The sequence below is a fragment of the Aeromicrobium panaciterrae genome, assembly GCF_031457275.1.
GTDB classification, from domain to species: domain Bacteria; phylum Actinomycetota; class Actinomycetes; order Propionibacteriales; family Nocardioidaceae; genus Aeromicrobium; species Aeromicrobium panaciterrae_A.
Genome location: NZ_JAVDWH010000001.1, coordinates 913,015 through 938,943, shown reverse-complemented (window position 1 = coordinate 938,943; position 25,929 = coordinate 913,015). Strand labels below are relative to the sequence as shown.

25 protein-coding genes and 1 tRNA gene are annotated in these 25,929 nt (G+C 64.4%); 5 read left to right on the top strand and 21 right to left on the bottom strand.

All coding sequences use genetic code 11. The annotated features are described in order from the left end of the window. Positions 1-74 precede the first annotated feature (74 nt). Together J2X11_RS04880 and J2X11_RS04875 are read right to left on the bottom strand one after the other, a co-directional pair. Positions 75-791, bottom strand: coding sequence for a nucleoside triphosphate pyrophosphohydrolase (locus J2X11_RS04880; protein ID WP_309967301.1), 717 nt, complete (start codon positions 789-791; stop codon positions 75-77). Further along, on the bottom strand, positions 791-1,435 hold the full coding sequence (locus J2X11_RS04875; protein ID WP_309967298.1) for a SurA N-terminal domain-containing protein: 645 nt from the start codon (positions 1,433-1,435) through the stop codon (positions 791-793). The genes J2X11_RS04880 and J2X11_RS04875 overlap by 1 nt, the downstream gene beginning before the upstream one ends. Before the next feature lie 65 nt (positions 1,436-1,500). Between J2X11_RS04875 and J2X11_RS04870 the strand changes: the two genes are divergently transcribed. Beyond that, the gene (locus J2X11_RS04870; RefSeq protein ID WP_309967296.1) at positions 1,501-2,064 is read left to right on the top strand and encodes a 1-acyl-sn-glycerol-3-phosphate acyltransferase; all 564 of its coding nucleotides are present in this window, start codon (positions 1,501-1,503) and stop codon (positions 2,062-2,064) included. Here the strand turns inward: J2X11_RS04870 and mfd are convergent. From mfd to J2X11_RS04825, 9 genes are all read right to left on the bottom strand, one after another. Beyond that, on the bottom strand, positions 2,061-5,588 hold the full coding sequence (gene mfd, locus J2X11_RS04865) for a transcription-repair coupling factor (RefSeq protein ID WP_309967294.1): 3,528 nt from the start codon (positions 5,586-5,588) through the stop codon (positions 2,061-2,063). The genes J2X11_RS04870 and mfd overlap by 4 nt on opposite strands. A gap of 17 nt (positions 5,589-5,605) precedes the next feature. Further along, complete coding sequence (pth, locus tag J2X11_RS04860) at positions 5,606-6,172, bottom strand: aminoacyl-tRNA hydrolase (protein ID WP_309967291.1); 567 nt, start codon at positions 6,170-6,172, stop codon at positions 5,606-5,608. Continuing rightward, positions 6,169-6,855, bottom strand: a complete 687-nt coding sequence (locus tag J2X11_RS04855) for a 50S ribosomal protein L25/general stress protein Ctc (protein WP_309967289.1) — start codon at positions 6,853-6,855, stop codon at positions 6,169-6,171. The genes pth and J2X11_RS04855 overlap by 4 nt, the downstream gene beginning before the upstream one ends. 167 nt (positions 6,856-7,022) lie before the next feature. Then, on the bottom strand, positions 7,023-7,241 hold the full coding sequence (locus tag J2X11_RS04850) for a co-chaperone DjlA (RefSeq protein ID WP_309967287.1): 219 nt from the start codon (positions 7,239-7,241) through the stop codon (positions 7,023-7,025). A 36-nt stretch (positions 7,242-7,277) separates the two neighbouring features. Beyond that, positions 7,278-8,258, bottom strand: a complete 981-nt coding sequence (locus J2X11_RS04845) for a ribose-phosphate diphosphokinase (protein ID WP_309967285.1) — start codon at positions 8,256-8,258, stop codon at positions 7,278-7,280. Then, positions 8,248-9,768 carry a bifunctional UDP-N-acetylglucosamine diphosphorylase/glucosamine-1-phosphate N-acetyltransferase GlmU gene (gene glmU / locus J2X11_RS04840; RefSeq protein WP_396127869.1) on the bottom strand — a complete coding sequence of 507 codons (1,521 nt, stop codon included), beginning with the start codon at positions 9,766-9,768 and terminating at the stop codon, positions 8,248-8,250. Before glmU ends, J2X11_RS04845 begins: the two co-directional genes overlap by 11 nt. Continuing rightward, positions 9,729-9,807: transfer RNA gene (locus tag J2X11_RS04835), tRNA-Gln, on the bottom strand. The genes glmU and J2X11_RS04835 overlap by 40 nt, the downstream gene beginning before the upstream one ends. An 88-nt stretch (positions 9,808-9,895) precedes the next feature. Further along, positions 9,896-10,663, bottom strand: coding sequence for a methyltransferase domain-containing protein (locus J2X11_RS04830; protein WP_309967283.1), 768 nt, complete (start codon positions 10,661-10,663; stop codon positions 9,896-9,898). Continuing rightward, positions 10,660-12,003 (bottom strand): amidase, encoded by a 1,344-nt coding sequence (locus tag J2X11_RS04825; RefSeq protein WP_309967281.1) that lies wholly within the window; start codon positions 12,001-12,003, stop codon positions 10,660-10,662. Before J2X11_RS04825 ends, J2X11_RS04830 begins: the two co-directional genes overlap by 4 nt. A gap of 72 nt (positions 12,004-12,075) precedes the next feature. On the opposite strand from J2X11_RS04825, the gene J2X11_RS04820 reads away from it, so the two are divergent. After that, on the top strand, positions 12,076-12,576 hold the full coding sequence (locus tag J2X11_RS04820) for a MarR family winged helix-turn-helix transcriptional regulator (protein ID WP_309967279.1): 501 nt from the start codon (positions 12,076-12,078) through the stop codon (positions 12,574-12,576). Positions 12,577-12,610: 34 nt separating this feature from the next. Continuing rightward, positions 12,611-14,386 carry an ABC-F family ATP-binding cassette domain-containing protein gene (locus tag J2X11_RS04815; RefSeq protein WP_309967277.1) on the top strand — a complete coding sequence of 592 codons (1,776 nt, stop codon included), beginning with the start codon at positions 12,611-12,613 and terminating at the stop codon, positions 14,384-14,386. Here J2X11_RS04815 and J2X11_RS04810 read toward each other — a convergent pair. From J2X11_RS04810 to rsmI, 8 genes are all read right to left on the bottom strand, one after another. Further along, on the bottom strand, positions 14,383-15,300 hold the full coding sequence (locus tag J2X11_RS04810; RefSeq protein ID WP_309967275.1) for a 4-(cytidine 5'-diphospho)-2-C-methyl-D-erythritol kinase: 918 nt from the start codon (positions 15,298-15,300) through the stop codon (positions 14,383-14,385). The two genes, J2X11_RS04815 and J2X11_RS04810, sit on opposite strands and share 4 nt — an antisense overlap. Before the next feature lie 42 nt (positions 15,301-15,342). Further along, positions 15,343-15,639, bottom strand: coding sequence for a hypothetical protein (locus J2X11_RS04805; protein ID WP_309967273.1), 297 nt, complete (start codon positions 15,637-15,639; stop codon positions 15,343-15,345). A gap of 89 nt (positions 15,640-15,728) precedes the next feature. Continuing rightward, entirely contained in the window at positions 15,729-16,655 is a 927-nt protein-coding gene (locus J2X11_RS04800; protein WP_309967271.1) for a choice-of-anchor P family protein, read from the bottom strand. Positions 16,656-16,741: 86 nt separating this feature from the next. After that, positions 16,742-17,608 carry a 16S rRNA (adenine(1518)-N(6)/adenine(1519)-N(6))-dimethyltransferase RsmA gene (gene rsmA, locus J2X11_RS04795; RefSeq protein WP_309967269.1) on the bottom strand — a complete coding sequence of 289 codons (867 nt, stop codon included), beginning with the start codon at positions 17,606-17,608 and terminating at the stop codon, positions 16,742-16,744. Beyond that, on the bottom strand, positions 17,584-18,639 hold the full coding sequence (locus J2X11_RS04790) for a ubiquitin-like domain-containing protein (RefSeq protein ID WP_309967267.1): 1,056 nt from the start codon (positions 18,637-18,639) through the stop codon (positions 17,584-17,586). The genes rsmA and J2X11_RS04790 overlap by 25 nt, the downstream gene beginning before the upstream one ends. Positions 18,640-18,764: 125 nt before the next feature. Continuing rightward, on the bottom strand, positions 18,765-19,610 hold the full coding sequence (locus tag J2X11_RS04785) for a TatD family hydrolase (RefSeq protein ID WP_396127846.1): 846 nt from the start codon (positions 19,608-19,610) through the stop codon (positions 18,765-18,767). Continuing rightward, entirely contained in the window at positions 19,607-21,187 is a 1,581-nt protein-coding gene (gene metG, locus J2X11_RS04780) for a methionine--tRNA ligase (RefSeq protein ID WP_309967265.1), read from the bottom strand. The genes J2X11_RS04785 and metG overlap by 4 nt, the downstream gene beginning before the upstream one ends. 33 nt (positions 21,188-21,220) lie before the next feature. After that, the gene (gene rsmI / locus J2X11_RS04775; RefSeq protein WP_309967263.1) at positions 21,221-22,048 is read right to left on the bottom strand and encodes a 16S rRNA (cytidine(1402)-2'-O)-methyltransferase; all 828 of its coding nucleotides are present in this window, start codon (positions 22,046-22,048) and stop codon (positions 21,221-21,223) included. Between the two features lie 28 nt (positions 22,049-22,076). Between rsmI and J2X11_RS04770 the strand changes: the two genes are divergently transcribed. Beyond that, positions 22,077-23,642 carry a dolichyl-phosphate-mannose--protein mannosyltransferase gene (locus J2X11_RS04770; protein ID WP_309967260.1) on the top strand — a complete coding sequence of 522 codons (1,566 nt, stop codon included), beginning with the start codon at positions 22,077-22,079 and terminating at the stop codon, positions 23,640-23,642. Between the two features lie 19 nt (positions 23,643-23,661). Beyond that, positions 23,662-24,177, top strand: coding sequence for a DinB family protein (locus J2X11_RS04765; RefSeq protein ID WP_309967258.1), 516 nt, complete (start codon positions 23,662-23,664; stop codon positions 24,175-24,177). Here J2X11_RS04765 and J2X11_RS04760 read toward each other — a convergent pair. After that, the gene (locus J2X11_RS04760; RefSeq protein ID WP_309967256.1) at positions 24,174-24,764 is read right to left on the bottom strand and encodes a TetR/AcrR family transcriptional regulator; all 591 of its coding nucleotides are present in this window, start codon (positions 24,762-24,764) and stop codon (positions 24,174-24,176) included. The genes J2X11_RS04765 and J2X11_RS04760 overlap by 4 nt on opposite strands. Next, positions 24,761-25,927 carry an NAD(P)/FAD-dependent oxidoreductase gene (locus J2X11_RS04755; protein WP_309967254.1) on the bottom strand — a complete coding sequence of 389 codons (1,167 nt, stop codon included), beginning with the start codon at positions 25,925-25,927 and terminating at the stop codon, positions 24,761-24,763. The genes J2X11_RS04760 and J2X11_RS04755 overlap by 4 nt, the downstream gene beginning before the upstream one ends. Positions 25,928-25,929: the final 2 nt, after the last annotated feature.

Below are 25,929 nucleotides of genomic sequence, written 5' to 3'. Positions count from 1 at the left end.
GCGATTGATCGTGCAGGGATCAGCCTAGTCGTCGCCAAATCCTGGCGGAGATTGCCTCGCCCGGGCTGACGGCGTCAGTGATCGTGGAGAGGCGAGATCTCGCCTGAACGCTCTTGCTGTTTGATTCGCTGCCACTGCGCGTCGATCTCTGCTGACGTGGTCGGGAGGTGGTCGAGCGTCTCGGGCGCGAACACGTGCGGATTGCGTCGCACGAGCTTGGCGGTAATGCCGGCCGTGACGTCGTCGACATCCCAGCCTTCCGCTTCCTCAGCAATGCGGGCGTGGAACACGACCTGCATCAAGAGGTCACCCAGCTCTTCGCGCAAATGGTCTGAGTCCCCCGACTGCAGCGCCTCAAACGTCTCTTGCGCCTCCTCCAGCACGTATGGAGCCAGGGTGGCGTGAGTTTGCTCGGCAGTCCACGGGCACTCGCGGCGAAGCCGATCCATCACTTCAACCAGGTCGATCACGCTCGCGCCGGGCACGTCGTACGAGCCGAAGATGACCTCGACCTTGCCGACCTCGTCACCAGACATCAGGTCGTCGGCGACCGTACGCGCCCATTCCGCGTCACCTGTTGGTGCGATCCATACGACACCATCAACGACGGTGTTTGATTCAAGCGTAGGCGCGTCGCTGGAGATCTCGACGTCAATGCCCGACGCGATGATCGCGTGTACGTGCAGATCCTTCTCGGTGGCGACCACGCGAGATGCCTCGCGCAAAGCGTCCCAGGTCGCGAGCGTCAGAATGCCCGGAGCGACCCGAGGGCTCAGCACGACAATGCGCATCAGGCGCAGCGCTGGTCTGCCGGAAGCTGGTCCTCAGCCGGACCGTCCGTTTCGGGCACCGACAGGGATCCAGTCGGGCCGAGTTCCTTCAAGCTACTGCTCAGGCCGAATCGAGGCGCGAACTTCACGTCGTGGTCCTTGAACGCCGCGATGATCGCTGCGTGGCCCGCTTCGGCCAGCTGGCTCGAGTTCTCGTTGGTGGCCGTGACGCCGGTCGACTTCTCCGCGAGAGCCACGGCGATCGCGGCAATCTCCTGGGAGTTCTCAATCGCAAACTCGACATGCTCCGCGTCGTCGCCCTTGGGGAACGCTGTTCCGACTTCCTTGACCTGGTCTCCCGACAACTCGTACTGCTTCTTGTCGACCGAGACGCCCTTTTCCTTGGCGAGGTCACGCGCCACGTAAATCGTGACCAGATCGGAGATCGTCTGGCGCCGAACGTCCGCATTGGGAACCGACGCCATGCCCTGTTCCTGGGCGGACAGCAGGGTGAGCTTGCAGTAGATGCGCGCCGTCTTGTCGAACTTCGTCATGGAGATCGAATGATCGTCGACGACGGCTGCATCACCGGGATGAATGCTCCCGCATGAGGCGAGCGTCAGAGCGGCGACGATGAGGACAGCTGCGCGTGCGCGGTTGAGCATGCCCACAGATTACCCACGGCCACATGCCTGCGGAGGCCGCACATGCTCTCCCCTAGGGTTGCGCCATGATGCGCAAGGGTTTGGCCCGGACGGTTGTACGCCTGATGGGCTACAAGATGGTCGGCGAGGTGCCGCAGACGGGGATCCTCGTCGGCGCACCTCATACGTCGAACTGGGACTTCATCACGATGCTGCTCGTGATGTGGCACGGCGGCGAGCACCCTCGCGTCCTGGTGAAGAAGCAGCTCTTCAAAGGCCCGCTCGGCTGGGTGCTCAAGGCATTCGGCGGAGTCCCGCTCGACCGCGACAACGCAAGCACCGTCGTGAAGGATCTGGTGGCCGAGGCTGGCACCGGCAAGCCGTTCCGGCTGATCATCGCGGCCGAAGGCACCCGCGGTAAGGGCGAGTACTGGAAGTCAGGCTTCCTGCGGCTGTCGAAGGAGACTGGCCTGCCCATCACGCTGGCGTTCTTTGACCCGCCGACCAAGAGGATGGGATTCGGGCCCACCTTCCACGCGTCCGATGACGTAGGGGCCGACATGGACATCGTCCGCGAGTTCTTCGCCGACAAGCACGGCATCCGCCCCCAGAACGCAACGGAGCCCAGGCTCCGCGAGGAATCCGCTTAAGCGGTTGCGGGCGCTTCGGCCGGCACCAAGGTGTCGATGACTGTACGAGTCCACTCGAGCAGTTCGCGATCGCGCAGCGGTTCGCCACCGATCGGCGCCGTCTTGGGTCGCGGTACGAGCGCGATCTCGGCGGCAACCTTGTAGGTACTGCGCGGGTAGACCCGCGACAGTCGCATCTGCGCTGAGTCAGGCAGTTTGAGCGGCGCGAAACGAATGTTGGGTCCGGCCGAGGTGACCTCGGCGATTCCGGCATCGCGCACGCGTACGCGAAGTCGCGCCACCTCCAGAAGTACGTCTACGGCCTCCGGCGGTTCGCCGTAGCGGTCGACCAGCTCGGCGCGCAGCTCATCGACTTCGGTGAGTACGCGTACGTCAGCCAGGCGCTTGTACATCTCGAGGCGCAGGCGCTCGCTCTGTACGTAGTCATGCGGCAAGTGCGCCTCGATGGGCAGCTCGATCTTGACCTCGCGCTCGGGCGAAGCGTCGCCGCGGAACTCGGCGACCGCTTCGCCGACGAGTCGTACGTACAGGTCAAAGCCAACATCGGCGATGTGGCCCGACTGCTCGCCACCGAGCAGGTTGCCGGCGCCGCGGATCTCGAGGTCCTTCATCGCCACAGCCATACCGCCGCCGAGCTCGGAGTGCTGGGCGATGGTGGTGAGTCGATCGTGAGCAGTCTCCGTCAGCGGCTTCTCGGGTGGGTAGAGGAAGTACGCGTACGCACGCTCTCGCGATCGACCGACGCGGCCGCGCAACTGGTGAAGCTGCGACAGGCCGAGGGTGTCGGCGCGCTCGATGATCATCGTGTTGGCGTTGGAGACGTCCAGGCCCGACTCGACGATCGTGGTGCAGACGAGCACGTCGATGCGCTTCTCCCAGAAGTCGACCATCACCTGCTCAAGCTGGTGCTCACCCATCTGGCCATGTGCGGAAGCGACGCGCGCCTCGGGCACGAGCCGCTTGATGTTGGCGACAGCCTTGTCGATGCTCTGCACTCGGTTGTGGATGTAGAACACCTGGCCCTCGCGGAGCAGCTCGCGACGGATGGCGGCGATGATCTGGCCGTCCTCGTACGCGCCGACAAACGACAGCACCGGGTGGCGCTCCTCCGGAGGCGTCGCGATCGTCGACATCTCGCGGATTCCGGTGATCGCCATCTCGAGGGTTCGCGGGATCGGCGTGGCCGACATCGACAGCACGTCGACGGCAGCGCGCAGCATCTTGAGGGCTTCCTTGTGCTCGACGCCGAAGCGCTGCTCCTCATCGACGATGACGAGACCGAGGTCCTTGATCTTGACGCCGGGTTGCAGCAGGCGATGTGTGCCGATGACCAGGTCGATCGTGCCGTTCGCCAAGCCTTCGAGGGTCTCCTTCGACTCCTTGTCGGACTGGAACCGCGAGAGCGGCCTGATGGTCACTGGGAACTGGCCGAATCGCTCGGCGAAGGTCGCATAGTGCTGCTGCACCAAAAGCGTTGTCGGTACGAGCAGGATGACCTGCTTGCCGTCCTGGATTGCCTTGAACGCAGCGCGTACGGCGATCTCGGTCTTGCCGTAGCCCACATCGCCGCAGACCAGACGATCCATCGGGACGGTGCGCTCCATGTCGCGCTTGACCTCGTCGATCGTCACCATCTGGTCGGGCGTCTCGACGAACGCGAACGCGTCCTCGAGCTCGGCCTGCCACGGGGTGTCCGGCCCAAACGCGTGACCCTTGGTCGCCTGACGTGCGGCGTAGAGCTTGATCAGCTCACCGGCGATCTGTCGTACGGCCTTGCGGGCCTTGTTCTTGCGACTGGTCCAGTCGGCGCCGCCGAGCTTGTCGAGCGACGGTGACTCGCCACCGACGTAGCGACTGATCTGGTCGAGCTGGTCCATCGGTACGAATAGCCGGTCGGCGGGATGCCCACGCTTGGAGGGTGCGTACTCAATGACGAGGTATTCGCGGGCCGCGCCCTGCACGACGCGCTGCATGAGCTCGACGTAGCGGCCGACACCGTGCTGCTCGTGCACGACGTGATCGCCGGTCGCCAGCTCAAGCGGGTCGACCTGCTTGCGTCGGCGCGACGGCATCTTGCGCTCGGTACGGTCTGCCGCGCGCTGGCCGACGAGGTCGTCGTACGTCATCACGGCAAGCTGCAGCGGTGTCGACACGAAGCCGTGGTCAAGCTCGCCAAGGATGATCTGCACGACGCCCGGCGAGGGCGCTGTGACCTCGTCGTCGAGCGATGCCGGCACGTCGTTCTCGGCTAGCCACTCAACCGCGCGCTGTGCCTGTCCGTGAGCCGGTGCGACGAAGACGACCTTCATGCCAGCGGCGACCCACGTACGAATGTCGGTCAGTGCCGCTGTGGTGTCACCGCGGTATGCCGCAGCGGCCTCCATATCGACACTGCGCGACTTCTCGTCAACGTCCAGACCGAACGGAGAGATGGTGAACCAGGTGTGGCCGAGGCCGAGCGTCTCAAGTCGTACGTCGTCGAGCGTGCGGAAGGCCGCCGAGCCGAGGTCGATCGGCGCCTCGCCACCGCTTGCTGCGGCAGCCCAAGACGCCTGCAGGAACTCTTCGCTCGTGGCGACGAGGTCGGCGGCACGGGCGCGGATGCGCTCAGGGTCGCAGAGCAGGATCGCCGACTTCTCCGGCAGCAGATCGACAAGCAGTTCCATCTCGTCAGTGAGGACCGGAGTCAGCGACTCCATGCCTTCAACTGCGTGACCCTCAGCGAGCTTGGTGAATATCTCGGCCATTCGCGGGTGACGCTCCGCAAGCTCCGAAGCCCGTACGCGGACCTCACCGGTCAGCAGCAGCTCGCGGCAGGGCGGAGCCCATACGTGGGTGACCTCTTCGAGCGTGCGCTGGTCAGCGACCGCGAAGCGGCGGATCTCATCGACCTCATCACCGAAGAACTCAATGCGGAGCGGGTGATCCTCAGTCGGCGGAAAGACGTCGATGATGCCCCCGCGTACGGCGAACTCACCGCGGCGTTCGACCAGGTCAACGCGTGAATAGGCCGCAGCCGCCAGCGCTTCAACCGTTGCGTCGAGGCCCAGCTCGTCGCCCTTGTGAAGCTCAACGGGTTCAAGATCGGCGAGACCCTTGGCCTGCGGCTGGAGCAGCGAACGCACGGGAGCGACGATGACCCTGATCGGTCCGGTCGCGGTCTCGGAGTCGAGCTCGCTCGCCTTCGTCGGGTGAACGAGGCGACGCAGTACAGCCAGGCGGCGGCCGACCGTGTCCGAGCGCGGCGACAGACGCTCATGGGGAAGCGTCTCCCAAGCCGGGAAGTAGACGACAGCGTCCTTGCCGAGCAGCTCGCCGAGCTGGGCGACAAGATCCTCGCCTTCACGAGCAGTCGCCGTGACAGCAAGGACCGTCGACTGGGTGGCCAGCGCTTGGGTGAGGAACGGGCGCAGCGGCTCCGGCGCCTGGAGGTCAAGCTCGGCAAGTCCGCCAGCACGGTCAGCGAGAGCACCAGCGACGGTGGGCTCTGCGGCGACCAGGGTCGCGAGTTTGGGCAACGTCATTTTAGGAGCCGTGTCATCTACCGGTTGAACGCACTCTGGGTGGGTTCTAGTCCCCGCGTGATGAGGCTTTCGATCGCGTCGGCGGCTTCCTCGACGTACGTGGGCACGTCCTTCCGCTCAGCAGTTGAGAACGGCTTGAGCACGAAGTCATGCACGCTCTGACGTCCCTGCGGACGACCGATGCCGACGCGTACGCGATTGAAGTCGCCCGTGTCGAGCGACTGGCGGATCGACTTCAGGCCGTTATGGCCGTTGTCGCCGCCACCGAACTTGATGCGCAGCATGCCGAAGTCGATGTCGAGCTCATCGTGGATCACGATGACGTGATCGGGCTGGACGTCGTAGAACTTGGCCAACGCCGACACAGGCCCGCCGCTCTCGTTCATGTAGGAACGCGAGCGCCCGAGCACGACTCGTTCACCAGCGAGGTGACCCTCGATGACGTCGGCAAGGCCGGACTTGTGCTTCTTCCACGAACCGCCGACCCGCTCCGCGAGTACGTCGTTCACGAAGTACCCGACGTTGTGGCGGGTGGCGGCGTACGTCGAGCCCGGATTGCCGAGCCCGACGATCAACCAGGTCACTCTGACTCGGAAGACTCCGCCGCATCGCCCTCGGACGAAGCCTCGGCGTCGCCCTCAGCTGGGGCGTCGCCCTCACCTTCGGGAGCGTCGTGCTCGATGCCGGCCTCAGCCTCAGCCTCGGCAAGCTCTGCCTCGAGCTGAGCCTCGGTGGGTGCGGCGGTGATGTTGACGATGAGGAGCTCGGGGTCGACTGCGAGGGTCGAACCGGACGGCAGCTCGATGTCGCTGGCGTGAATCTGGGCGCCGACGTCGAGTCCCTGGATCGAGACCTCGAAGGACTCGGGGATGTGCGTCGCCTCTGCCTCGACGGCGATGGTGTTGTTCTCCTGCACGACCAGCGTGCCACCGATCGCCTCGCCGACCACGTGGATGCGGACGTCGACCGTGACCTTCTCGCCCTTGCGGACGATCAGGAGGTCTGCGTGCTCGATGAAGCCACGAATCGGGTCGCGCTGGACCTGCTTGGGGATCGCGAGGTGCTGTTCGGTGCCCAGGTCGATCGTCAGCAGCGCGTTGGAGTTCTTGAGAGCCAACATGAGCTGGTGACCCGGAAGCGTGACGTGCACGGGGTCGGAGCCGTGTCCATAAAGGACGGCCGGGACGTTGTCAGCACGACGGATGCGGCGGGCCGCGCCCTTGCCGAACTCTGTGCGTGCCTCGGCGGCGATCTTGATCTCAGCCATGAAGAGTTTCTCGTTTCAATGCGTTGTGGTTGCGAAGTTGGTGGCTGCCCAGGCAGGCGCTCAACACAGCACTCCTGTGGAGCGCCCTGTCGATCACGGTTCCGAAGAACCCTCGCCGAGGCAACTCAGCGATCTTATCGCAGCGAGCGCCCTCGGCCCAATTCGAGTCAGGCCTTGCTGATCGCCTTTGCCAGCGCGCCAACGACAGCGCCGACCGTGGCGACGAAGCCCGTCATCATGAGCGCGGCGAAAAGACCGAACATGATCAACGGCGCAATGCCGTCGGGGCTGTCGTCAAAGACCAGCCCGATCCACACGATGCAGATGCCCAGGATGACGCCGAGGACACCGCCGGTGATTGCGCCAATGATGGCTCCGCGCTTCATGCCGCTCAGTATGACGCGGTACGCGCCTCGGGGTGACTAGTTCTTGAAGAGGCTGGTGACTGAGCCGTCTTCGAACACCGCGGCGGTGGCCTGCGCAAGCAGCGGGGCGATCGAGAGAACCGTGAGCTTGTCGAAGCGCTGGTCATCCGACAACGGCAGCGTGTTGGTGACGATGACTTCGCACGCTGTCGAGTTCTTGAGGCGATCAACGGCAGGACCGGAGAACACCGCATGCGTTGCGACGATCACGACATCCTCGGCACCGTCCGCCATCAGTGCTTCGGCGGCCTGGACAATCGTTCCGCCGGTGTCGATGAGGTCGTCGACCAGAATGCATACGCGACCCTCGACCTCACCGACGACGCGGTTGGCCTTGGTCTCATTGGGCTTGGTCTCGTCACGAGTCTTGTGGATGAATGCCAGCGGCGCTTCACCGAGGGCAGAGGCCCACGACTCGGCCACCTTGATGCGACCGGCGTCAGGCGAGACCACGGCGAGCGGCTTCTTGCCGTACTTCTTCTTCACGTAGCGCGTGAGGATTGGCATTGCCAGCAGGTGGTCAACGGGGCCGTCGAAGAAGCCCTGGATCTGAGCGGTGTGGAGGTCGACCGTCATGAGTCGGTCGGCGCCGGACGCGAGGAACAGGTCAGCCATCAGGCGGGCGGAGATGGGTTCGCGGCCCAGGTGCTTCTTGTCCTGACGGGCGTAGCCGTAGAACGGCAGGATCACGGTGATGCGCTTGGCCGAAGCGCGCTTGAGCGCGTCGATCATGAGCAGCTGCTCCATGATCGCGTCGTTGATGGGCTGCGCGTGGCTCTGCATGATGAACGCATCGCAGCCACGTACGGACTCTTCGAAGCGGACGTAGATCTCGCCGTTGGCGAAGTCGTATGCCGTCGTCGGCACGAGATCGATCTGGAGGAGGTCAGCGACTTCCTGTGCGAGCACGGGATGCGCGCGACCCGAGAACAGCATCAGGTTCTTGGTGGGTGCGCGCTTCGAGATGCTACTCGCCATCTGAGTCGTCCTTCTTTGCGTCACGCGCTGCCTGGGCGGAGGTGGTGTCAGGTCGATTCTGCTCGACCCACCCCTCTATGTTCCTCTGTTCGCCCTTGCTGACAGCAAGCGCCCCGGGCGGAATGTCCTTGCGTACGGTCGTGCCGGCACCGGTATGCGCGCCATCGCCGATCTCGACCGGCGCGACGAAGGTATTGTTGGACGCCGTACGGGCGTGCTTGCCAACGGTGGTGCGGTGCTTGTTGACGCCGTCGTAGTTGGCGAAGATCGTGCCGGCGCCGATGTTGGTGCCCTCACCGATCTCGGCGTCGCCGACGTATGACAGGTGCGGCACCTTGGCGCCGTCGCCGATGTGAGCGTTCTTGGTCTCGACGAAAGCGCCGATCTTGCCCTTGGTGCCGAGCTCGGTGCCCGGGCGGAGGTACGCGAAGGGTCCGACCGTTGCGTCTGCGCCAATGACGGCGTCGGAGCCGTGCGTACGGATGACGGTTGCGTTGGCTCCCACCTCGACGTTGCGGAGTGTGGTGTCCGGGCCGATCGTCGCGCCCTCGGCGACAACGGTGGCGCCGAGCAACTGCGTACCGGGCATCAGCGTGACGTCGGGTGCGAGTGTCACGGCCGAATCAATCCACGTGGTCTCCGGATCGACGATCGTGACGCCTTCGCTCATCCAGTGCTGGGTCTGGCGGCGGTTGAGCTCGCGGCCTAGGCGTGCGAGCTGGGCACGATCGTTGACGCCTTCGGTCTGCCATACATCTTCGAGCAGGTGAGCGCCGACGGGGCGACCCTCGTCGAAGGCCAGGCCGGCGATGTCGGTCAGGTAGAGCTCGCCCTGCGCGTTGTTGGATTCGAGACGCTTGATGGCGTCGACCAGGAAGGCGGCCTCGACGGCGACGATTCCGCTGTTGATCTCGCGGACGGCACGCTGCTCATCAGTAGCGTCCTTGTCCTCGCGGATCGCGGTGACATCTCCCGCCTCATTGCGCAGGATGCGGCCATAGCCGGTGGGATCGTCGAGCTCGGCCGTGAGGATCGTGACGGCGCGACCGGCAGCGCGATGGTCGACGAGCAGTTCGGCCAGGGTCTCCGAGGAGAGCAGAGGTACGTCGCCGTACGTCACGAGCACCGTGCCGGTCGGCGCTTCATCCAGCGCGTCGAGAGCGATCTGCACCGCATGACCAGTGCCGCGCTGATTTTCCTGCACTGCATGGATGACCGTCGAGCTGAAGGCGTCGATTGCCGCGGAGACCTGGTCTCGCTCGTGGCCGACGACAGCGACGAGGGTCGAGGCACCTGCACCGCTGACGGCGCGCAGCGCGTGCTCGATCATGCTGCGGCCACCAACCTCGTGGAGAACCTTGGCGTGCGCGGACTTCATCCGCGTCCCAGCACCAGCGGCGAGGACGATCGCGGTTACCTGCTCAGACTCTGCCTGTTCAGAACGTGTGATGTCACATCTCCTTGGTTGAGCTCCCCGGGTAGGAGTCGAACCTACGTCGCTAATCCGCATTCAAAGTGCGGCGGGCCCTGCCGGCAGACCAACCGGGGATTGAGTTGTGCCCGCCGGGCGGTCGGCCTCACTACTGGCCGACAGACCAACCGGGGATCGGTTTCGTGCTCAGCCAAGCGTACCGGTACTAGGTCGCCTGTCTGGCGACGGCGAAGACGCGGGCGAACGGGAAGACCGTGCCGTGTGCAGTGTGCGGATAGGCCTCGCGGAGTGCAGCTTTGTACTGGTCGACGAACTCTTCGCGCAGACCCTCGGGCAACGCCTGAATGATCGGTCGCGCTCCAGTGCTCGAGATCCAGTCGAACACCGCATCCTCACCGTGCAGCACGTGAAGGTACGTCGTCTCCCACACGTCGACCTGCCAGCCGAGATTGCTGAACAGCTCGAGGTACGCCTCGGGCGGCGTTCCGCGATCTCCGTGCAGGTCTTCGGTGTGGCTCGCATACGGACCGCGCGACGAAATCTCGTGCAGCAGCGTGTGGCTCGGGCCGGTGTAGTTGAACGGCACCTGCAATGCGAAGGTGCCGCCCGGCGCGACGGAAGAGCTGAGGCGTTCGATCACGGCGAGCTGATCGGGCACCCACTGGAACAGCGCATTCGAGACGATCGCATCGACTTCGCCGCCGGGTGCCCACGTGGCGACGTCAGCGACTTCGTACGAGGCAGCGCCATCCTGGTTGTCAGCGTTGGCGCGCTCGATCATCTCGGGCGACGAGTCAACGCCGTGGATCGTTGCTTCGGGCCATCTCGTACGAAGGACTGCCGTGAGTTGCCCGGGCCCGCAGCCGAGGTCAACGATCGAGCGAGGCTCGCCTTGGATACGCGCGACGAGGTCGAGGAACGGCCGCGAACGATCATCCGCGAACTGCAAATAGTGCGACGGATCCCAGCTCAAACGGACGCCCTCTCGTACTGGCCGGCGAGCGACATCAATCGAGCGTCATCGCCGCGGCGGGCGATCAGCTGGATCGCGAGTGGCAAACCTTCCTCAGCGGTCTTGCCCGCAGGCATCGAGACAGCAGGGATCCCAGCGTGGTTCCACTGCGCTGTGTAGGGATAGAACGAGTTCATCGCCAGCACCGTACGGAGCGGGCCTTTGCCCTTCCAGTTCTCGACTGGCACCGCGGGCCCGGACATCACCGGGGTCAGCAACACGTCGACGCCGAGCCTGTCGTGCACGCCACCGCCCCACTCCTCGCCCTTGCGGATCGCCCAGTCGACGGCCTTCTTGCCGAAGGGTCGGCCGAGACGCGCGATGCCCTTCGTTCGCTTTTCGAGCTTCGATGGGTTGTCGGTGTCATCGGCTGCGTCGCGGATACCGGCGAGGTAGCGGACCGTCAGCGACTTGGAGTCAGTGTTGTACGGGATCTTCACCTCAGTCACGGTGTGCCCGGCGGCCCGGAACGTATCGGCTGCAGCCTCGAGCACGGACCGTACGCGGGGATCGAGCGGCAGAGCCTTGGTGGCAGCAGCAGCGCTGTAGGAGAGGCCGATCTTGAGCGGCTCGGGATCCTTGGCTGAAGCAGCGACGAGCGAGCTCGGGAACGTACCGAACGTGTCGAGAAACAGAGCACTGTCGGCAACACGAGCAGCCACGCTGCCCTGCGTCGACAAATCGTGCCATCCACCTGAGCTGGGCATCGTGTGATGGGTCGGTTTGAAACCGACGAGTCCGCATGACGAAGCCGGGATGCGGATCGACCCCGCGCCGTCCGAAGCTGTGGCGATGCCGACGACACCAGCGGCGACCAAAGCAGCCGATCCACCCGACGAGCCACCGGGCGTATGCGCGTTGTTGTGGGGATTGCGGGTGATGCCGAGGGAGTCCGACTCGGTGAACCCGAAGATCGCGAGTTCAGGCAGGCTCGCCTTCGCGACGATGACGGCACCGGCGGCCTTGAGTGCGGCCACGAGATCGCTGTCCTGGTCCGCGATTGTCGAGATCGCGTTGCTGCCCTTACCGGTCAGCTTCCCGGCGATGTCGAGATCGTCCTTGACGGCGATCGGGATGCCGAGGAAGGGTCCCGACTCCCCCGCCGCCCGCCTGGCGTCGGCGGCATCCGCGGCGGCGAGAGCTTCGTCAGCGAACACGGCAACAGTCGCGTTGATCGTCGGGTTCGCACCTTCGATGGCTGCGAGAGCAGCTTCCGTGAGCTGGCGGGACGTCAGCGTGCCCGCGGCCAGCAGTTCGGCCTGTCGAGTCGGTCCAGCTACAAGAGCGTCAGCAGCATTCATACGGCGAATCTATGCCCAGGTAGGGCCGAAAACAATCTCGACATCAAGAATCTTGACGCATACGATGGAGGTATGTCCCGCGCGCAGGAAGATGACGTCGATCGGCTCATCGCAGCCTGGCGTCGCGAGCGCCCGGACATGGACGTCTCTCCCATGCAGGTGCTCAGCCGGGTCACTCGCCTCGCGCTGCACCTCGATCGCGCTCGCAAGCAAGCGTTCGCGGATCACGATCTCGAGTCGTCAGAATTCGACGTGCTGTCGGCCCTTCGTCGCGCCGGCAAGCCCTATCAACTGTCCCCCGGACAGCTCGTGCAGGAGACGCTGGTGACCAGCGGCACGATGACCAACCGCGTCGATCGACTGGTCGGCAAGGGCCTCGTCGAGCGCCTTCCCGATCCGGCAGATCGACGAGGCGTACAGGTACGACTGACCGCTCATGGTCGCGTTGCAGTCGATGGCGCAATCGACTCGCTGCTCGAGCACGAGCACGAGCTGCTCGACGGTCTCTCCGCTGACGAAGCCAAGGCGCTCGCCGATGCACTGCGTACGCTTTCGCGCCCCTTCGACCACTGACGCTCGCCCAGCGGCGGCAACGTAAACTCGTGCGGTGGCACATCTTCTCGGAGTCGAATCAGTTGGCGTGGATTTTCCGACCAAAACCGTCTTCGAGTCGGTGACACTCGGCATCGACGAGGGTGACCGCATCGGCATTGTCGGCCGCAACGGCGACGGCAAGTCAACTCTGCTGTCGATCCTGTCGGGGCGCCTCGAACCTCACTCAGGCCGCGTGACTCGTCGCGGCGGCGTGACAATCGGTGTGCTCGACCAAACCGACACGCTCGACCACGAGCAGACCGTCGGCCACGCCGTGGTCGGCGATATCCCTGAGTATGAATGGGCTGGCGACGCCAAGATCCGCGACGTCATCGACGGTCTCGTCGCCGACATTCCGTGGGACTCGGAGGTCGGAACGCTGAGTGGTGGCCAGCGCCGCCGCATCGCACTCGCTCGTCTGCTGATCGGCGACGACGACGTGCTCTTCCTCGACGAGCCCACCAACCACCTGGATGTCGAGGGCATCACCTGGCTGGCTGGCCACCTCAAGACGCGTTGGGCGCGCAACTCTGGCGGACTGCTGGTCGTGACACACGACCGGTGGTTCCTCGACGAGATCTGCACGGCGACATGGGAGGTGCACGACGGGATCGTCGAGCCCTTCGAAGGTGGCTACGCGGCATACATCTTGCAGCGGGTCGAGCGCGACCGGCATGCGTCGGCGACGGAGTCCAAGCGACAAAACCTCATGCGCAAGGAGCTCGCCTGGCTCCGCCGCGGTGCACCGGCGCGTACGGCGAAGCCAAAGTTCCGTATCGATGCCGCCAACGCGCTGATCGAGAACGAGCCGCCGCCGCGCAACCCGATCGAGCTCAAGCAGATGGCGACCGCCCGACTGGGCAAGGACGTTGTCGACCTGCTCGACGTGTCGGTCTCATACGGTGACCTCAACGTTCTCCGCAATGTCGAGTGGCGCATCGGACCGGGCGAACGTACCGGCATCCTCGGAGCCAACGGCGTTGGCAAGTCGACTCTGCTCAACCTCGTGATCGGCAAGGGGCAGCCGACGACCGGACGGGTCAAGCGCGGCAAGACCGTCAAGGTTGTGGCGCTGACCCAGGAGCTCAACGAGCTCAAGGAGGTCGCCAACGACCGCGTCAGCGATGTCATCGGCCGCCAGCGCACCGCCTATGTCTCGGGCGGCAAGGAGATGACTCCTTCACAGCTGCTCGAGCGACTCGGCTTCTCCAACGCGCAGATGGCCACGCCCGTACGTGATCTGTCCGGTGGGCAGAAGCGTCGCCTCCAGCTCTTGCTGATCCTGCTCGACGAGCCCAACGTGCTGGTGCTCGATGAGCCGACCAACGATCTCGACACCGACATGCTTGCCGCGATGGAGGATCTCCTCGACGGGTGGCCTGGAACGCTGCTCGTCGTCTCGCACGACCGCTATCTGCTCGAGCGCATCACCGATCAGCAGTACGCAATCCTCGACGGTCACTTCCGGCACCTGCCCGGCGGCGTCGACCAGTACCTGCGACTTCGCAAGGAGCAGGACGCCCGGCCAACAGACAGCGGCCCAGTCGCCGCCGTATCTGGTCTATCGAGCGCCGAGCTGCGCAACACCAAGAAGGAAATCGCGTCCATCGACCGCAAGATGGAGAAGCTGACGGCTCGCATCGACGCCCTGCACACCGAAATGGCTCAGCACGATCCTTCTGACGTGCCCGGTCTCACGGCCATGACCAAGGAAGTGGCTGACCTCGAGAAGCAGGTGTCAGATCACGAGCACCGCTGGATCGAACTTTCCGAGCTGATCGACGCTTAGGCGAGTCGGGCGCCGGGCACAGGCCCGTGCGACTGAACGACATCGGCGCAGGCCGCAGCACTGGTCAGCGCGAAAGCGATGTCGAGGCTGTGCTGCTCATCTGACGCAAGGAACATCGCTGTCGGCCCGGAACCAGAGAGTATGGCGCCAAGTGCCCCCGCCTCGATGCCGACCTCAAGGGTGTCCTGCAGCTCGGGTCGAAGCGACAGCGCCGCCTCGGTGAGGTCATTCGAGAGTGCGTCGCCGAGGGCATCTGCATCGCCGGCCCGCAGGGCAGCGAGCAGCGCGTCCGGCACCTTCGGTTCGGGCACCTTGCCATCGGCATTGAGCCGGTCGAACTCCGCGTACACGGCGGCCGTGGACAATCCTTCGGCCGCGATCGCAAACACCCAGTGGTACGAACCGCGCGCAAGTACGGGGCTGATCGTCTCGCCGCGTCCGCCGCCAACCGCATTGCCGCCGTGCAGAAGGAACGGCACGTCGCTGCCGAGCTTCGCGGCGAGAAATTCGAGATCGGCGCGGCCAAGCCCAGTGCCCCAGGCGTCATTGCAGGCGACCAACGAGGCAGCGGCGTCGGCAGAGCCGCCAGCCATTCCGCCAGCGACGGGGATGACCTTGCGGATCGCGAGATCGACACCACCGACGAAGCCCGTGTGGTCGCGCAGCAGCTTCGCTGCTTTCACGGCAAGGTTGTTGTCATCCTCGGGCACGGTGGCAAGCTCGGACCGTACGTCCAGCTCAGAGTTGACGACGACATTGATCTCGTCGTCCGCGCGGCTGGTCGCACGTACCTCGTCGTGGAGCCCCACGGCTTGGTAGACCGTGGCAAGCGGGTGATAGCCGTCTTCGCGAACCGGTCCGACGCCCAGGCACAGATTGATCTTGGCGGGGACCCGGACGGTAGCGACATTCACCCGGAACAACCTAGTGCGTGGCGCCAACCAAAGTCCGGCGACCTAGAAGGACTTGTCCACCACTACGTCGAGGTTGTGGAATGTCGGTGGTCCGTCGACGAGCTGCGCCATCTTCGCCGCAAACTCGCCCGTCTCCGGGAGATCTGAATTCTCCATCGCCGACTCGAACGAGTCGAAGAACACGATCGTCATGAACTTGGTCGGATCGTCGCGATCCTGCGTCCTGATCGACCTGATCGCGGTAAACCGGCCCGCCGTTGCTGCCTCCAGCTCTGCGGCGGCAGCCTCGATCTCATCTCCGCGCGTCGTGTGACCTTCGATGATCTGAATGAATGTCATGGTGCTGCTCCTTTTGTGCAGACTGACTTAGCCGCACGCTACTCCTGACGGAGGCGGCGAGTCAGTCAAAGAGCGCAGCTCACGTACCGCTACTCGTAGACGACGGCCTCGGCGGAACCGATGTAGATGTTGGTGCCAATTGGCAGGCCGAGGCTTGCAGTGCTGAGCGTGATGCGAACGGCGTTCACCTTGGCGGCATACCGGTCACCGGGGAGCTCGGTGATCTTCTGCTCATTGAGGACGACCTTGCCGAGCCCGGGGATGGAGTACGTCGTGTTGGGCGGCACGTCGTAGTTCTGGTACTCCTTGGTGCCGGACTTCAGACGCGCGACGTGCATCGTCGTCGTGGCGGAGAACGTGTTGTCCCCGGTCTGCCCCGAGTAGTAGTTCTGCCCCGCGCGCGCGGTCACGTCGATGCCCTCGATGACCAGCCCCGCGGCCCTGAGCCTCGAGATCTTGACGGCCGCCTGCGCCTCGGGCCGGTTGGTGAAGCGGTCGACAGGCGCGCTCTTTGCGTTCGACTCGATGTTGAAGAGCTCAATGCCTGGCGCGAAGAAGAACCCGTCAAGGCTGAACCGGGCCACTTCGTGCGAATTCGAGTTCCCTCCTGCACTCCTGGGCACCTCAGCACCGGCTATCTTGCGACTCGTGATCTTGAGCAGGTCGGCGACGTTTGCGTCGATGTACACGCCGACAGCCTGTCCGTCGTACTGGTCGAGGTAGCCCGTGTAGTGGTAATTCGAATCGCTGACGTCGTACCTGGCGATCTGGAAGACGTCGTACTTCTCGAGCAACGAGAACCCGACCGGAACAGTCGCGTCCCCGATCTTCACGTCGACCAGGCCCTCGGTGTCTTCGGCTGGAGGACCTGGGACGTCCTCCGGCACGGCGGGAGTCGCAGCAGCCGTCGCGGTGGGCACTGGGTCGGCAGCCATCGCCGGGGACAGACCTTGGACCGAGAGCGCAGCCACGGCCACGACGCTTGCAACGGCCGACATCTTGAGCTTGAGACGCATGGGAGGACTCCAACTGGTCTGGAAGATCGTTGTGTACTCAACCAACTCGACTGCCCCACATTGGTTACGCGACTGCGCTCGTGTGGTTAGAGAAACTCTCCGAGGCGGGCGAACTCTTCGATGCCCAACGACTCGCCGCGAGCCTGGGGCGAGATGCCGGCCTTGACAAGCGCGTCCTCGGCAGCGGCACCGGAACCGGCGAGCACTGACAGAGCAGCGCGCATGGTCTTGCGGCGCTGGGCGAAGGCGGCGTCAATGACGGCGAACGTACGCAGGCGATGCGCTTCGTCGCCAGGCTCCGGGCGACGCTTCCACGCGACCAGCGAGGACTCGACGTTTGGCATCGGCCAGAAGACGTTGCGGCCAACGGAACCCGAGAGGCGCATCTCGGCGTACCAAGCGGACTTCACCGACGGCACGCCGTACGTCTTGGACCCCGGGCCGGCGGCCAGACGATGCGCGACCTCTGCCTGCACCATGACCAGACCCGTCTGGATCGACGGGAAGCGCTCGAAAAAGGTCAGCAGCACCGGCACAGAGACGTTGTACGGAAGGTTGGCCACCATCGCGGTCGGCTCAGGGCCGGGCAATGAAGTGACCTTCATGGCGTCGGCGACAACCAGCTCGAAGTTGCCGACCTGATCGGGCGCGTACGTCGCAATGGTCGACGGCAACTGAGAAGCCAAGACGTCGTCGATCTCGACGGCTGTGACGTGGCGCGCGACCTCGAGCAGTCCGAGCGTCAACGAACCGAGGCCCGGACCGATCTCGACCACTACGTCTTCAGGATCAATGCCGGACGTCTTGACGATGCGACGAACGGTGTTGGCATCGGTGACAAAGTTCTGCCCCCGCTGCTTGGTGGGCCGAATCCCGCAGGATTCAGCCAGCTCTCGGATGTCGGACGGACCGAGGAGCCGCGGCGGTGTCAGTCGAACCTCGCGTGGGCGCATCCCCATTGGCCCCAGCCCGAGCGGGCCTGGAGGATCTTGGCGTACTTGATCTGGACCTCACGGCTGTTCTGGTGAGGCAGTCCGGGTCCGCCGACACTGCGCCACGTCGCGGCACTGAACTGCAGACCGCCGTAGTAGCCGTTGCCGGTGTTGATGTGCCAGTTGCCGCCGGACTCGCACTGGGCGATCTTGTCCCAGACGCTGTCGGGCGGGGTGGTGCTGGTGCCGTGCGACTCGACCTGACCGACAGGCTTCACCAGCACTTCGCTGGTCAGCACGATGCGGTCGCGGAGCTTGCCGTCGGCCATGACGAGGGTGACCTTCTCGCGGCTCTTGCCCTTCTTGCCGGCCTTGACGACGGAGACCTCGCCTACCATCGCCTCCGAGTCCTTGCGAACCTCAACGGGGAACTTCACGCGTACGACTTCGGTCTTGGTGACCTTCTCGATGCGAACGACCTTGAGCTTCTGGTCCGGCTTCACGAAGGCAGCCTTGCCCGGCTTGACCTCATCGTCCTTGTCGAGCGCAACGTTGGCGGCTTCGAGCACCTTGGCGACGGTCGGCGCTTCGGTCGTCACCTTCTTGGACTTGCCGTCAGCAACGACGGTCAGAGTCTTCTCAGTGCTGATGACGATCTCAGAGCCCTTGCGCGACAGCGGAGCCGAGCGCTTGTCAGAAACGTAGGCGTCGGCGGCCGGCTTCACGCCAAACTCATCGAGCGCTTCGCCGACCGTGCGATCGAAGACCGTGTGCTTCGTGACCGTGCCGTCGACTGCGAGGGTGACGGGCTTCGCGTACGAGATGTCGATCGAATCGCCGTCGTCGACGGCCGTGGCCGGTGACGGGCTGAGCTTGTCGCCATCGTTGATCGTGATGTCCTTGGCGGCCAGGACGTCAGAGACGGTGTCGCCGAACGTACGGATCGTGTCCTTCTGGCCGTCGATCGTGACGGTGATGGTCTTGCTGAAGGCGCCGTACGCAGCGGTGCCGCCTGCGACGAGCAGGACGATCGCGAGGTTGAGAGCGATCACCGAAGTGGATCTACGCGGCCGACGATGTGCGTGGCGATGTTTGCTTGGCGCTGCGTGGGGCACTGCTTAATCCTTGGAATCCGAGGTCATGGCAGTCTCTCACCATAGCGAGGGCCACCGCAGGATCAAATTCGTTCTGGCCATGTCCCGCCATAGGCACGATCTGTGTTGGCGCTGATGTCCCGACACAGGTCGTCGGCAGAAATCCCTAGGGTTTCAGCCATTAATCGCACGGTGAGCGGAATCAGATACGACGCATTTGGCTGACCGCGGTGCGGCGAGGGTGTGAGGAAGGGCGCATCCGTCTCCACGAGGATTCGGTCCCGCGGAGTGACCAACAGCGCCTCGCGCAGATTGGCGGCGTTCTTGAACGTGACGGTGCCTGCGTACGACAGGAACGCCCCTCGTTCCACGCACTCCATGGCGAAATCTGCGTCGCCAGAGAAGCAGTGCATCACCGTACGGTCGGGGATCCCTTCGTCGTCGAGAACCTCGAGGACATCGGCGTGTGCGTCGCGGTCGTGGATCATCAGTGCCTTGTTGTGACGCTTGGCCATCCGGATGTGCTCGCGGAACGAGTGATGCTGCGCTTCCTTGCCTTCATCGCCGGTACGGAAGTAGTCGAGTCCTGTCTCGCCGATCGCGCGTACGTAGTCACCAGATCCGGCCAGCGAGTCGATCTCCGCCAGGGCTTCCTCGAGCTTGCCGGCCTCGGCGAGGCGAGGCGCCTCGTTCGGGTGCAGCGCGACGGCGGCGACCACCGAGTCGTAGGCCTTCGCCGTCTCGACCGCCCAGCGCGCGCCGGGCAGATCGCAGCCAACCTGGACGATGCGCGTGATGTTGACCGCGGCCGCGCGGTCGAGCGCCTCGTCGACGCTGAGCACGTCGACGTCTCTGGGCGGCATGTCCATGTGGCAGTGGTTGTCCACCACCGGGAACGGCAACCGTTCGGGAGTTTCAGGCCATGTCACTCTGATGCGGCCTCGATACGCGGGAAGAGCGAAGACGGCTTGGTGATCGTCGTGCCGGTCGGGAGCTGACCCCAGGCGGCAATGCCATCGATCCGCTGGTCGCCCAGCCCACCGAGCGCCGACTCTGCACCAAGCGAACCCCACAGCACTTCGGAAGCCTTCGGGATGACCGGGTTCAGTACGACCGCGAGCACGCGGAGTCCCTCAGCGGCCGTCGTCAGAATCGTTGCAAGGCGATCCGAGTCAGGATCATCCTTGGCAACCTTCCACGGAGCCTGCTCGGTGATGTAGCCGTTGAGCTCATCCACGATGCGCCAAACGGCGGTCAGAGCATCCTGCGGCGCAACTGCGTCGATCGCCGCGTCGGCATCAGCCACCGCAGAGGCAACGAGGTCGATCACCTTCTGTTCTGCAGGCGTGGTCGCGCCAGCAGCGGGCAGAACGCCGTCGAAGTACTTGCCGATCATCGCGGCAACTCGCGACGCAAGATTGCCGAAGCCATTGGCAAGCTCGGCGTGATAGCGAGCGTGCATGTCTTCCCACGAGATCGAGCCGTCGCTACCGAAGGTCAGCGCACGCGCGAAGTAGTAGCGGTACGCGTCGGAACCGAAGGTGTCGACGATTTCGTCGGGACGTATGCCATTGGCCTTGGACTTGGACATTTTCTGACCGCCGACCAAGATCCAGCCGTGCGCGAAGACCTGGTGCGGCACAGGCTTGCCAGCGGCCATCAACATGGCGGGCCAGATGACGGCGTGGAATCGGGCGATGTCCTTGCCGACCAGGTGGATGTTGGCAGGCCAGACCTCGTCGAAACGCTTCTCGTCCGTGCCGTAGCCGACCGCCGTCGCGTAGTTGAGGAGCGCTTCGATCCACACGTACATGACGTGCTTGTCGTCCCATGGCACGTCGATGCCCCAGTCGAACGTCGAGCGCGAGATCGAGAGGTCACGCAGTCCGCGCGAGACGAAGGAGATCGCCTCGTTGCGCGCCGACTCCGGCTGGATGAACGTCGGGTTCGCTTCGTAGAAGTCGAGCAGCTTCTGCTGGTAGTCGCTGAGGCGGAAGAAGTAGTTCTCCTCGGTCTGGAACTCGAGTCGAGTGCCGTCGATCTTGGAGACCTTGAAACCCTCGTCTTCGTCTTCGCCGTCAACGACGTCGTCCTCAGCGATGAACTCCTCCGCGCCGACGCTGTAGTAGCCCTCGAAACTGCCCTTGTAGACAGCATCGCGGTCAAACAGGTCCTGCCAGAACGCCTTCGAGCCGTCCTCGTGGCGCTTCTCCGTCGTACGGATGAAGTCGTCGTTGGCGATGTCGAGCGTCTTGAGCAGCGGCTTCCACTCTTCTTCGACGAGCTTGTCGACCCACTCCTGCGGGCTGACGCCGTTGTCCTCGGCCTTGCGGAGGACCTTCTGGCCGTGCTCATCGGTGCCGGTCAGGTACCAGACGTTCTCGCCGCGCTGGCGGTGCCAGCGCGTGATGATGTCACCCATGACCGTCGTGTAGCCGTGCCCGATGTGCGGGGCATCGTTGACGTAGTAGATCGGGGTGGTGACGTAGAACGTGGAATCTGACACGCCCTCAATCCTAGTGGGGCTGCGAGAGACGCCTTACGAGTGCGCGGCGTCGTAGACATCCTTCTTGCGCGCACCCGTCTCACCGGCAACCTGCTCGACCGCATCCTTGCGCGACAGCCCCTCGGCCTGACGTTCTGCGACGAGCGCCTTGAGGTCGTCCGCGGTGTACGTACGCGCGTCAGCGGGCGCTCCACCGACCACGATCGTCACCTCGCCACGGATACCTTGCTCCTGGCCAGCGGCCCATTCGACGAGCTCCGCGAGTCCACCGCGAGCCACCTCTTCGTACGTCTTGGTCAGCTCCCGGCATACCGCCGCCGGTCGTGAGGCGCCGAACACATCCGCCATGGATCGCAGCGTCGCCTCCGTACGGTGTGGCGATTCGAAGAAAACCATCGTGCGCCGCTCAGAGATGAGCTCGGTGAACGCAGTCGTGCGCTCCCCCGCCTTGCGCGGCGGGAACCCCTCGAAACAGAACCGGTCTACAGGCAGCCCTGAGACCGCGAGCGCAGTCAGCACTGCCGACGGACCGGGGATCGCGGTCACCGCGATGTCAGCCTCGATCGCAGCGACGACGAGTCGATAGCCGGGGTCCGACACGCTGGGCATACCCGCGTCCGTCACCAAGACCACAGTCAAGCCATCGCGCAGCATCGCCGCGAGTTCCGGCGTACGACGCTCCTCGTTGCCTTCGAAGTACGAGACGACACGTCCGGTGATCTCGATGCCAAGTTCGGAGGTCAGTCGCTTGAGCCGTCGCGTGTCCTCAGCCGCGACGACATCCGCAGTCGCGAGCGCCTCACCGAGTCGGCTGCTCGCATCGGCAACCTGGCCGATAGGTGTCGCGGCGAGGATCAGCATGCGTCCCATCCTCGCCTACGATCAAACCGTGATCGTTGACCGCGTCTCTCGCAGTCCCTATTTGAAAGAGGGAGCCTGGGGCTGGATCGGTCCCATCGGAGTCGCGGCACTCGCCTTTGTCATCCGCATCTGGAATGTCGGCTATCCGAACCGGTTGATGTTCGACGAGACCTACTACGCCAAGGACGCGTGGTCGCTGCTCAAGCACGGCTACGTGCAGGACTACATCGAGAAGGCCAACGAGAAGGTCGTCGCAGGTGATCTCACCGGACTCATGACCGGACAGCCGACGCAGATCACCCATCCCGATGGCGGTAAGTGGATCATCGCGATCGGCGAACAGATCTTCGGACTCGACTCATTCGGTTGGCGCATCTCAGCCGTCGTGGTCGGCGCACTGACGGTCCTCGTACTGGCCAGGCTCGTACGGCGCCTCACGGGCTCAACCATCATCGGCTGCTTTGCCGGGCTGCTGCTCTGCTTTGACGGCCTGCATTTCGTCATGTCGCGCATCGCCCTGCTCGACGGATTCCTCGCCTTCTGGATCATCAGTGGCGTTGCCTGCTTGGTTGCTGATCGCGACTGGGTACGAGAACGACTCCACCACTACCGCGTCTTCCGACCGTGGCAACTCCTCGCAGGAGTCTGCTTCGGCATGGCGTGCGGAACCAAGTGGAGCGGCGTCTACGTGCTCGCCGTGTTCGGCGTACTTGTCGTGATCTGGGAGGTGCTTGCTCGTCGGGAGCACACCCACGATCGCGGGTTGAAGCATCACTGGGTACGTACGACTCTGGCGGTTGGCACGCCTGCGTTCTTCTCAATCGTCAGCGTCGCCTTCGTCGTCTACATCGCGACCTGGACCGGGTGGCTCATCCACCACGATCTGTATGAGCAGCGCTTCGGGCAGGGCATCGGCGAGGGCAAGGGATGGGGCGCGTACATCAGCGACCCGACGCGCGGCCCATTCGGCTCCACGATCGACGCGTTCCGTTCGCTGTGGCACTTCCACGTCATCACTTGGGACTTCCACACCGGCAGCTACCTCGCCGGCAAGACACATCCGTATCAGTCGAACCCGCTTGGTTGGCTCGTGATGGAGCGGCCTGTTGGCGTGGACGCGCAGAACAACCTCCCCGCTGCGTCGTGCGGAGCGTCGGCAACATCAAGCTGTATGCGCGAAGTGCTCCTGCTCGGCAACCCTGTGCTCTGGTGGACCGGCGCCCTCGCCCTGATGGCATCGGTCGTCGCGTGGTTCACGACCAAGACAGAGTCATTGAAGTACCTGCGCTGGGAGATCCCGATCCTCGGCGTTGCTGCCAGCTGGTTGCCGTGGTTCATCTCGTCCGGTCGACCGATCTTCTCTTTCTATGCGGTTGTTTCGATCCCATTCACGATCATTGCGCTCTCACTCGTGGTGAGCGGCCTCGTCAAAGCCGCCGAGACGCCTCGTCAGCGTTACGCGGTGTGGCTCGTCGCCGGCGTGCTCGTGACAGCCGTCATCGCAACGTTCTGGTACTTCCATCCGATCTACACCGACGACTTGATCACCTACGACTCCTGGCGCGACCGCATGTGGTTCAACCGCTGGATCTAGTCGTGTCTACGATGGCGCAATGCCTTGGACCGCCCCCGCAATTGATCCTGTAGACGGACCTCTCACCGGGCCTGATCGTCCGATCCTCGAGACCTTCCTCCAGTGGGAACGCGCGACGCTCCTCAACATCTGCGCCGGCCTCACCGGCGAGCAGTTGGCTCTCCAGCCCGTTCCGCCGTCGAATCTGTCACTGCTGGGACTCGTACGACATATGGCGAAAGTTGAGCGCACCTGGTTCCGCATTCGTGCTGGCGCGACCGGCATCGAGCCGCTGTACGACCTGTCGCTCGGCAAGGACTACGACTTCGAGCACCTCGTGCCGGAGGACGCACCCGCCGCCTTCGAACAGATCCAGGAAGAGTGGCGGCTCGGCGACGAAGCAGTCGCCGACCTGTCCTTCGACCACTCATTCAAGAACCACGGCGAAGACATGTCGCTACGGATGACGTACGTGCACATGATCGGCGAGTACGCGCGCCACAACGGGCACGCCGACATCCTTCGACAGGCGATCGACGGAGTGACGGGCCGCTAGCTCGTAGCGCCCTTGAAGGCGAGCCCGACAACCCAGGCGATGTCGGCGGCAGCTTCTCGAGCTGGCTTTGCCGGACGGGTGATGGCGGAGAGCACCAGACGTACGACGACCTCGACGGCCACAGTCAGCTCGGCGTCGGTGAATGGCTGAGCGAACCGATCGATGATCGTCTGCTTCACGGCGATCACCGCCACCTCGATGATGTCGCCGGACTCTGTCGTCAGGATTTGGAGGAGCTCCGGATCGTGTTCTTCAGGCAGCGAGCCGACCAACGTACGCACGATCAGGCTCTGCTCCCCCAGGAGCAACGCACCTTCGCACGCTCCTTGGATCGCTGGCATGAGTTCGCTCTCAGCCTCCATGCGTTGACGTACGACTTCGAGGAATCGCTCCAGCTCTCGCAGAGCGAGCTGCTGCGCGAGGCCATGTTTGGTGCCGAATTCGTTGTAGACCGTCTGCCGACTGACTCCGGCGGCATCGGCAATACCCGCCATGGTGACGCTCGACCAACCGGTCGCCTCAATGACGGCCTGGGCAGAACCCAGCAGCCGCTCTCGTACGGGTACGCGCGCCACGACCTCCGTCATGCGAGCACGTCCTCGAGCCGGGCACCGTCAGCGATCCAGGTGCGGGCCGTACGGATCTCGCCAGGACGGCCCATCGCCACTGCACCTCGTACGACGCCGTCTTCCAGAAGGTAGGCAGTGAAGTCATGTTCAGCGAGCGAGCCGCGTACGACGAGCTCGTGTGTCGCGAGTGGCCAACCGACAACCTGCAGCGTGTGGCCGTACTGGTCGGACCAGCACCACGGGACCTCGGCGAACGGCAGTTCCAGGCCAGCCATGTTCTTGCCGACGGACGCGCCGTGGTTCTGCGCGCCCTGCCAGTGCTCGACACGGTGGCGACCACCCAGCACGAGATTCGGCTGGTTGGCGACATCGCCGGCAGCGAAGATGCCCGAGGCAGACGTATGACCGAATTCGTCGACCAGGATGCCACCGCCGTCCTCAGCCGGGGCGATCGCGAGACCCACCTGCTCGGCGAGGGAGACGTTGGGCTCCATGCCGACCGCAACCACCACGACCGGTCCAGACCAGGATCGCCCGTCATCGGCGCGTACGACGGTCTCGCCTTCGTCAGTGATCGACTCGACGGTCACGTTGGTGTGAAGGTCAGTGCCTTCAGCCTTGTGCAGATCGACGTACATCTGAGCCAGTTCCGGCGGGAGCAAGCGCGGCAGCGGCACATTGGCTGTTTCGAGGAGCGTGACCTCGCACCCGAGGCCGCGAGCACTGGCAGCAATCTCCGAGCCGATCAAGCCGGCGCCAACCACGATGAGGTGTTTGCCGGCAGCCATCTCGAACTGGAGGCGCGGAACGTCAGCAACCGACCGGAGCGTACGGATGCCCAACGCGTCCCACGGGTTGCGTGCGCGGCCGCCCGTGGCCAGCAGCAGCTGGTCGTATGACAACCGTTCACCATCGAGCTCGACAGTGCCGTCGCCGATCGAGGTGACCGTCACGCCGGTGCGCAGGGTGATCTGCTGGTCAGCGAACCACTCCGCCTTCTTGATACGGATCTCATCCGTCGTCTTCTCACCACGGACGATCTCCTTGGAGACCGGCGGTCGCCGATAGGGCAGCTCGGGTTCATCGCCGACGAGGACGATCTCGCCCTCACGACCTGACGCTCGGAGTGCGCCAGCAGCACTGACTCCCGCGATACCCGCACCGACGATGACAGTCCGCATGG

Excerpts from the sequence above, each read along its gene's own strand:
- J2X11_RS04880 (WP_309967301.1), bottom strand. The coding sequence starts at position 791 with ATGCGCATTGTCGTGCTGAGCCCTCGGGTCGCTCCGGGCATTCTGACG.
- J2X11_RS04875 (WP_309967298.1), bottom strand. The coding sequence starts at position 1,435 with ATGCTCAACCGCGCACGCGCAGCTGTCCTCATCGTCGCCGCTCTGACG.
- J2X11_RS04870 (WP_309967296.1), top strand. The coding sequence starts at position 1,501 with ATGATGCGCAAGGGTTTGGCCCGGACGGTTGTACGCCTGATGGGCTAC.
- mfd (WP_309967294.1), bottom strand. The coding sequence starts at position 5,588 with ATGACGTTGCCCAAACTCGCGACCCTGGTCGCCGCAGAGCCCACCGTC.
- J2X11_RS04855 (WP_309967289.1), bottom strand. The coding sequence starts at position 6,855 with ATGGCTGAGATCAAGATCGCCGCCGAGGCACGCACAGAGTTCGGCAAG.
- J2X11_RS04850 (WP_309967287.1), bottom strand. The coding sequence starts at position 7,241 with ATGAAGCGCGGAGCCATCATTGGCGCAATCACCGGCGGTGTCCTCGGC.
- J2X11_RS04845 (WP_309967285.1), bottom strand. The coding sequence starts at position 8,258 with ATGGCGAGTAGCATCTCGAAGCGCGCACCCACCAAGAACCTGATGCTG.
- glmU (WP_396127869.1), bottom strand. The coding sequence starts at position 9,768 with ATGCGGATTAGCGACGTAGGTTCGACTCCTACCCGGGGAGCTCAACCA.
- J2X11_RS04825 (WP_309967281.1), bottom strand. The coding sequence starts at position 12,003 with ATGAATGCTGCTGACGCTCTTGTAGCTGGACCGACTCGACAGGCCGAA.
- J2X11_RS04820 (WP_309967279.1), top strand. The coding sequence starts at position 12,076 with ATGTCCCGCGCGCAGGAAGATGACGTCGATCGGCTCATCGCAGCCTGG.
- J2X11_RS04805 (WP_309967273.1), bottom strand. The coding sequence starts at position 15,639 with ATGACATTCATTCAGATCATCGAAGGTCACACGACGCGCGGAGATGAG.
- J2X11_RS04800 (WP_309967271.1), bottom strand. The coding sequence starts at position 16,655 with ATGCGTCTCAAGCTCAAGATGTCGGCCGTTGCAAGCGTCGTGGCCGTG.
- rsmA (WP_309967269.1), bottom strand. The coding sequence starts at position 17,608 with ATGCGCCCACGCGAGGTTCGACTGACACCGCCGCGGCTCCTCGGTCCG.
- rsmI (WP_309967263.1), bottom strand. The coding sequence starts at position 22,048 with ATGCTGATCCTCGCCGCGACACCTATCGGCCAGGTTGCCGATGCGAGC.
- J2X11_RS04765 (WP_309967258.1), top strand. The coding sequence starts at position 23,662 with ATGCCTTGGACCGCCCCCGCAATTGATCCTGTAGACGGACCTCTCACC.
- J2X11_RS04760 (WP_309967256.1), bottom strand. The coding sequence starts at position 24,764 with ATGACGGAGGTCGTGGCGCGCGTACCCGTACGAGAGCGGCTGCTGGGT.
- J2X11_RS04755 (WP_309967254.1), bottom strand. The coding sequence starts at position 25,927 with ATGCGGACTGTCATCGTCGGTGCGGGTATCGCGGGAGTCAGTGCTGCT.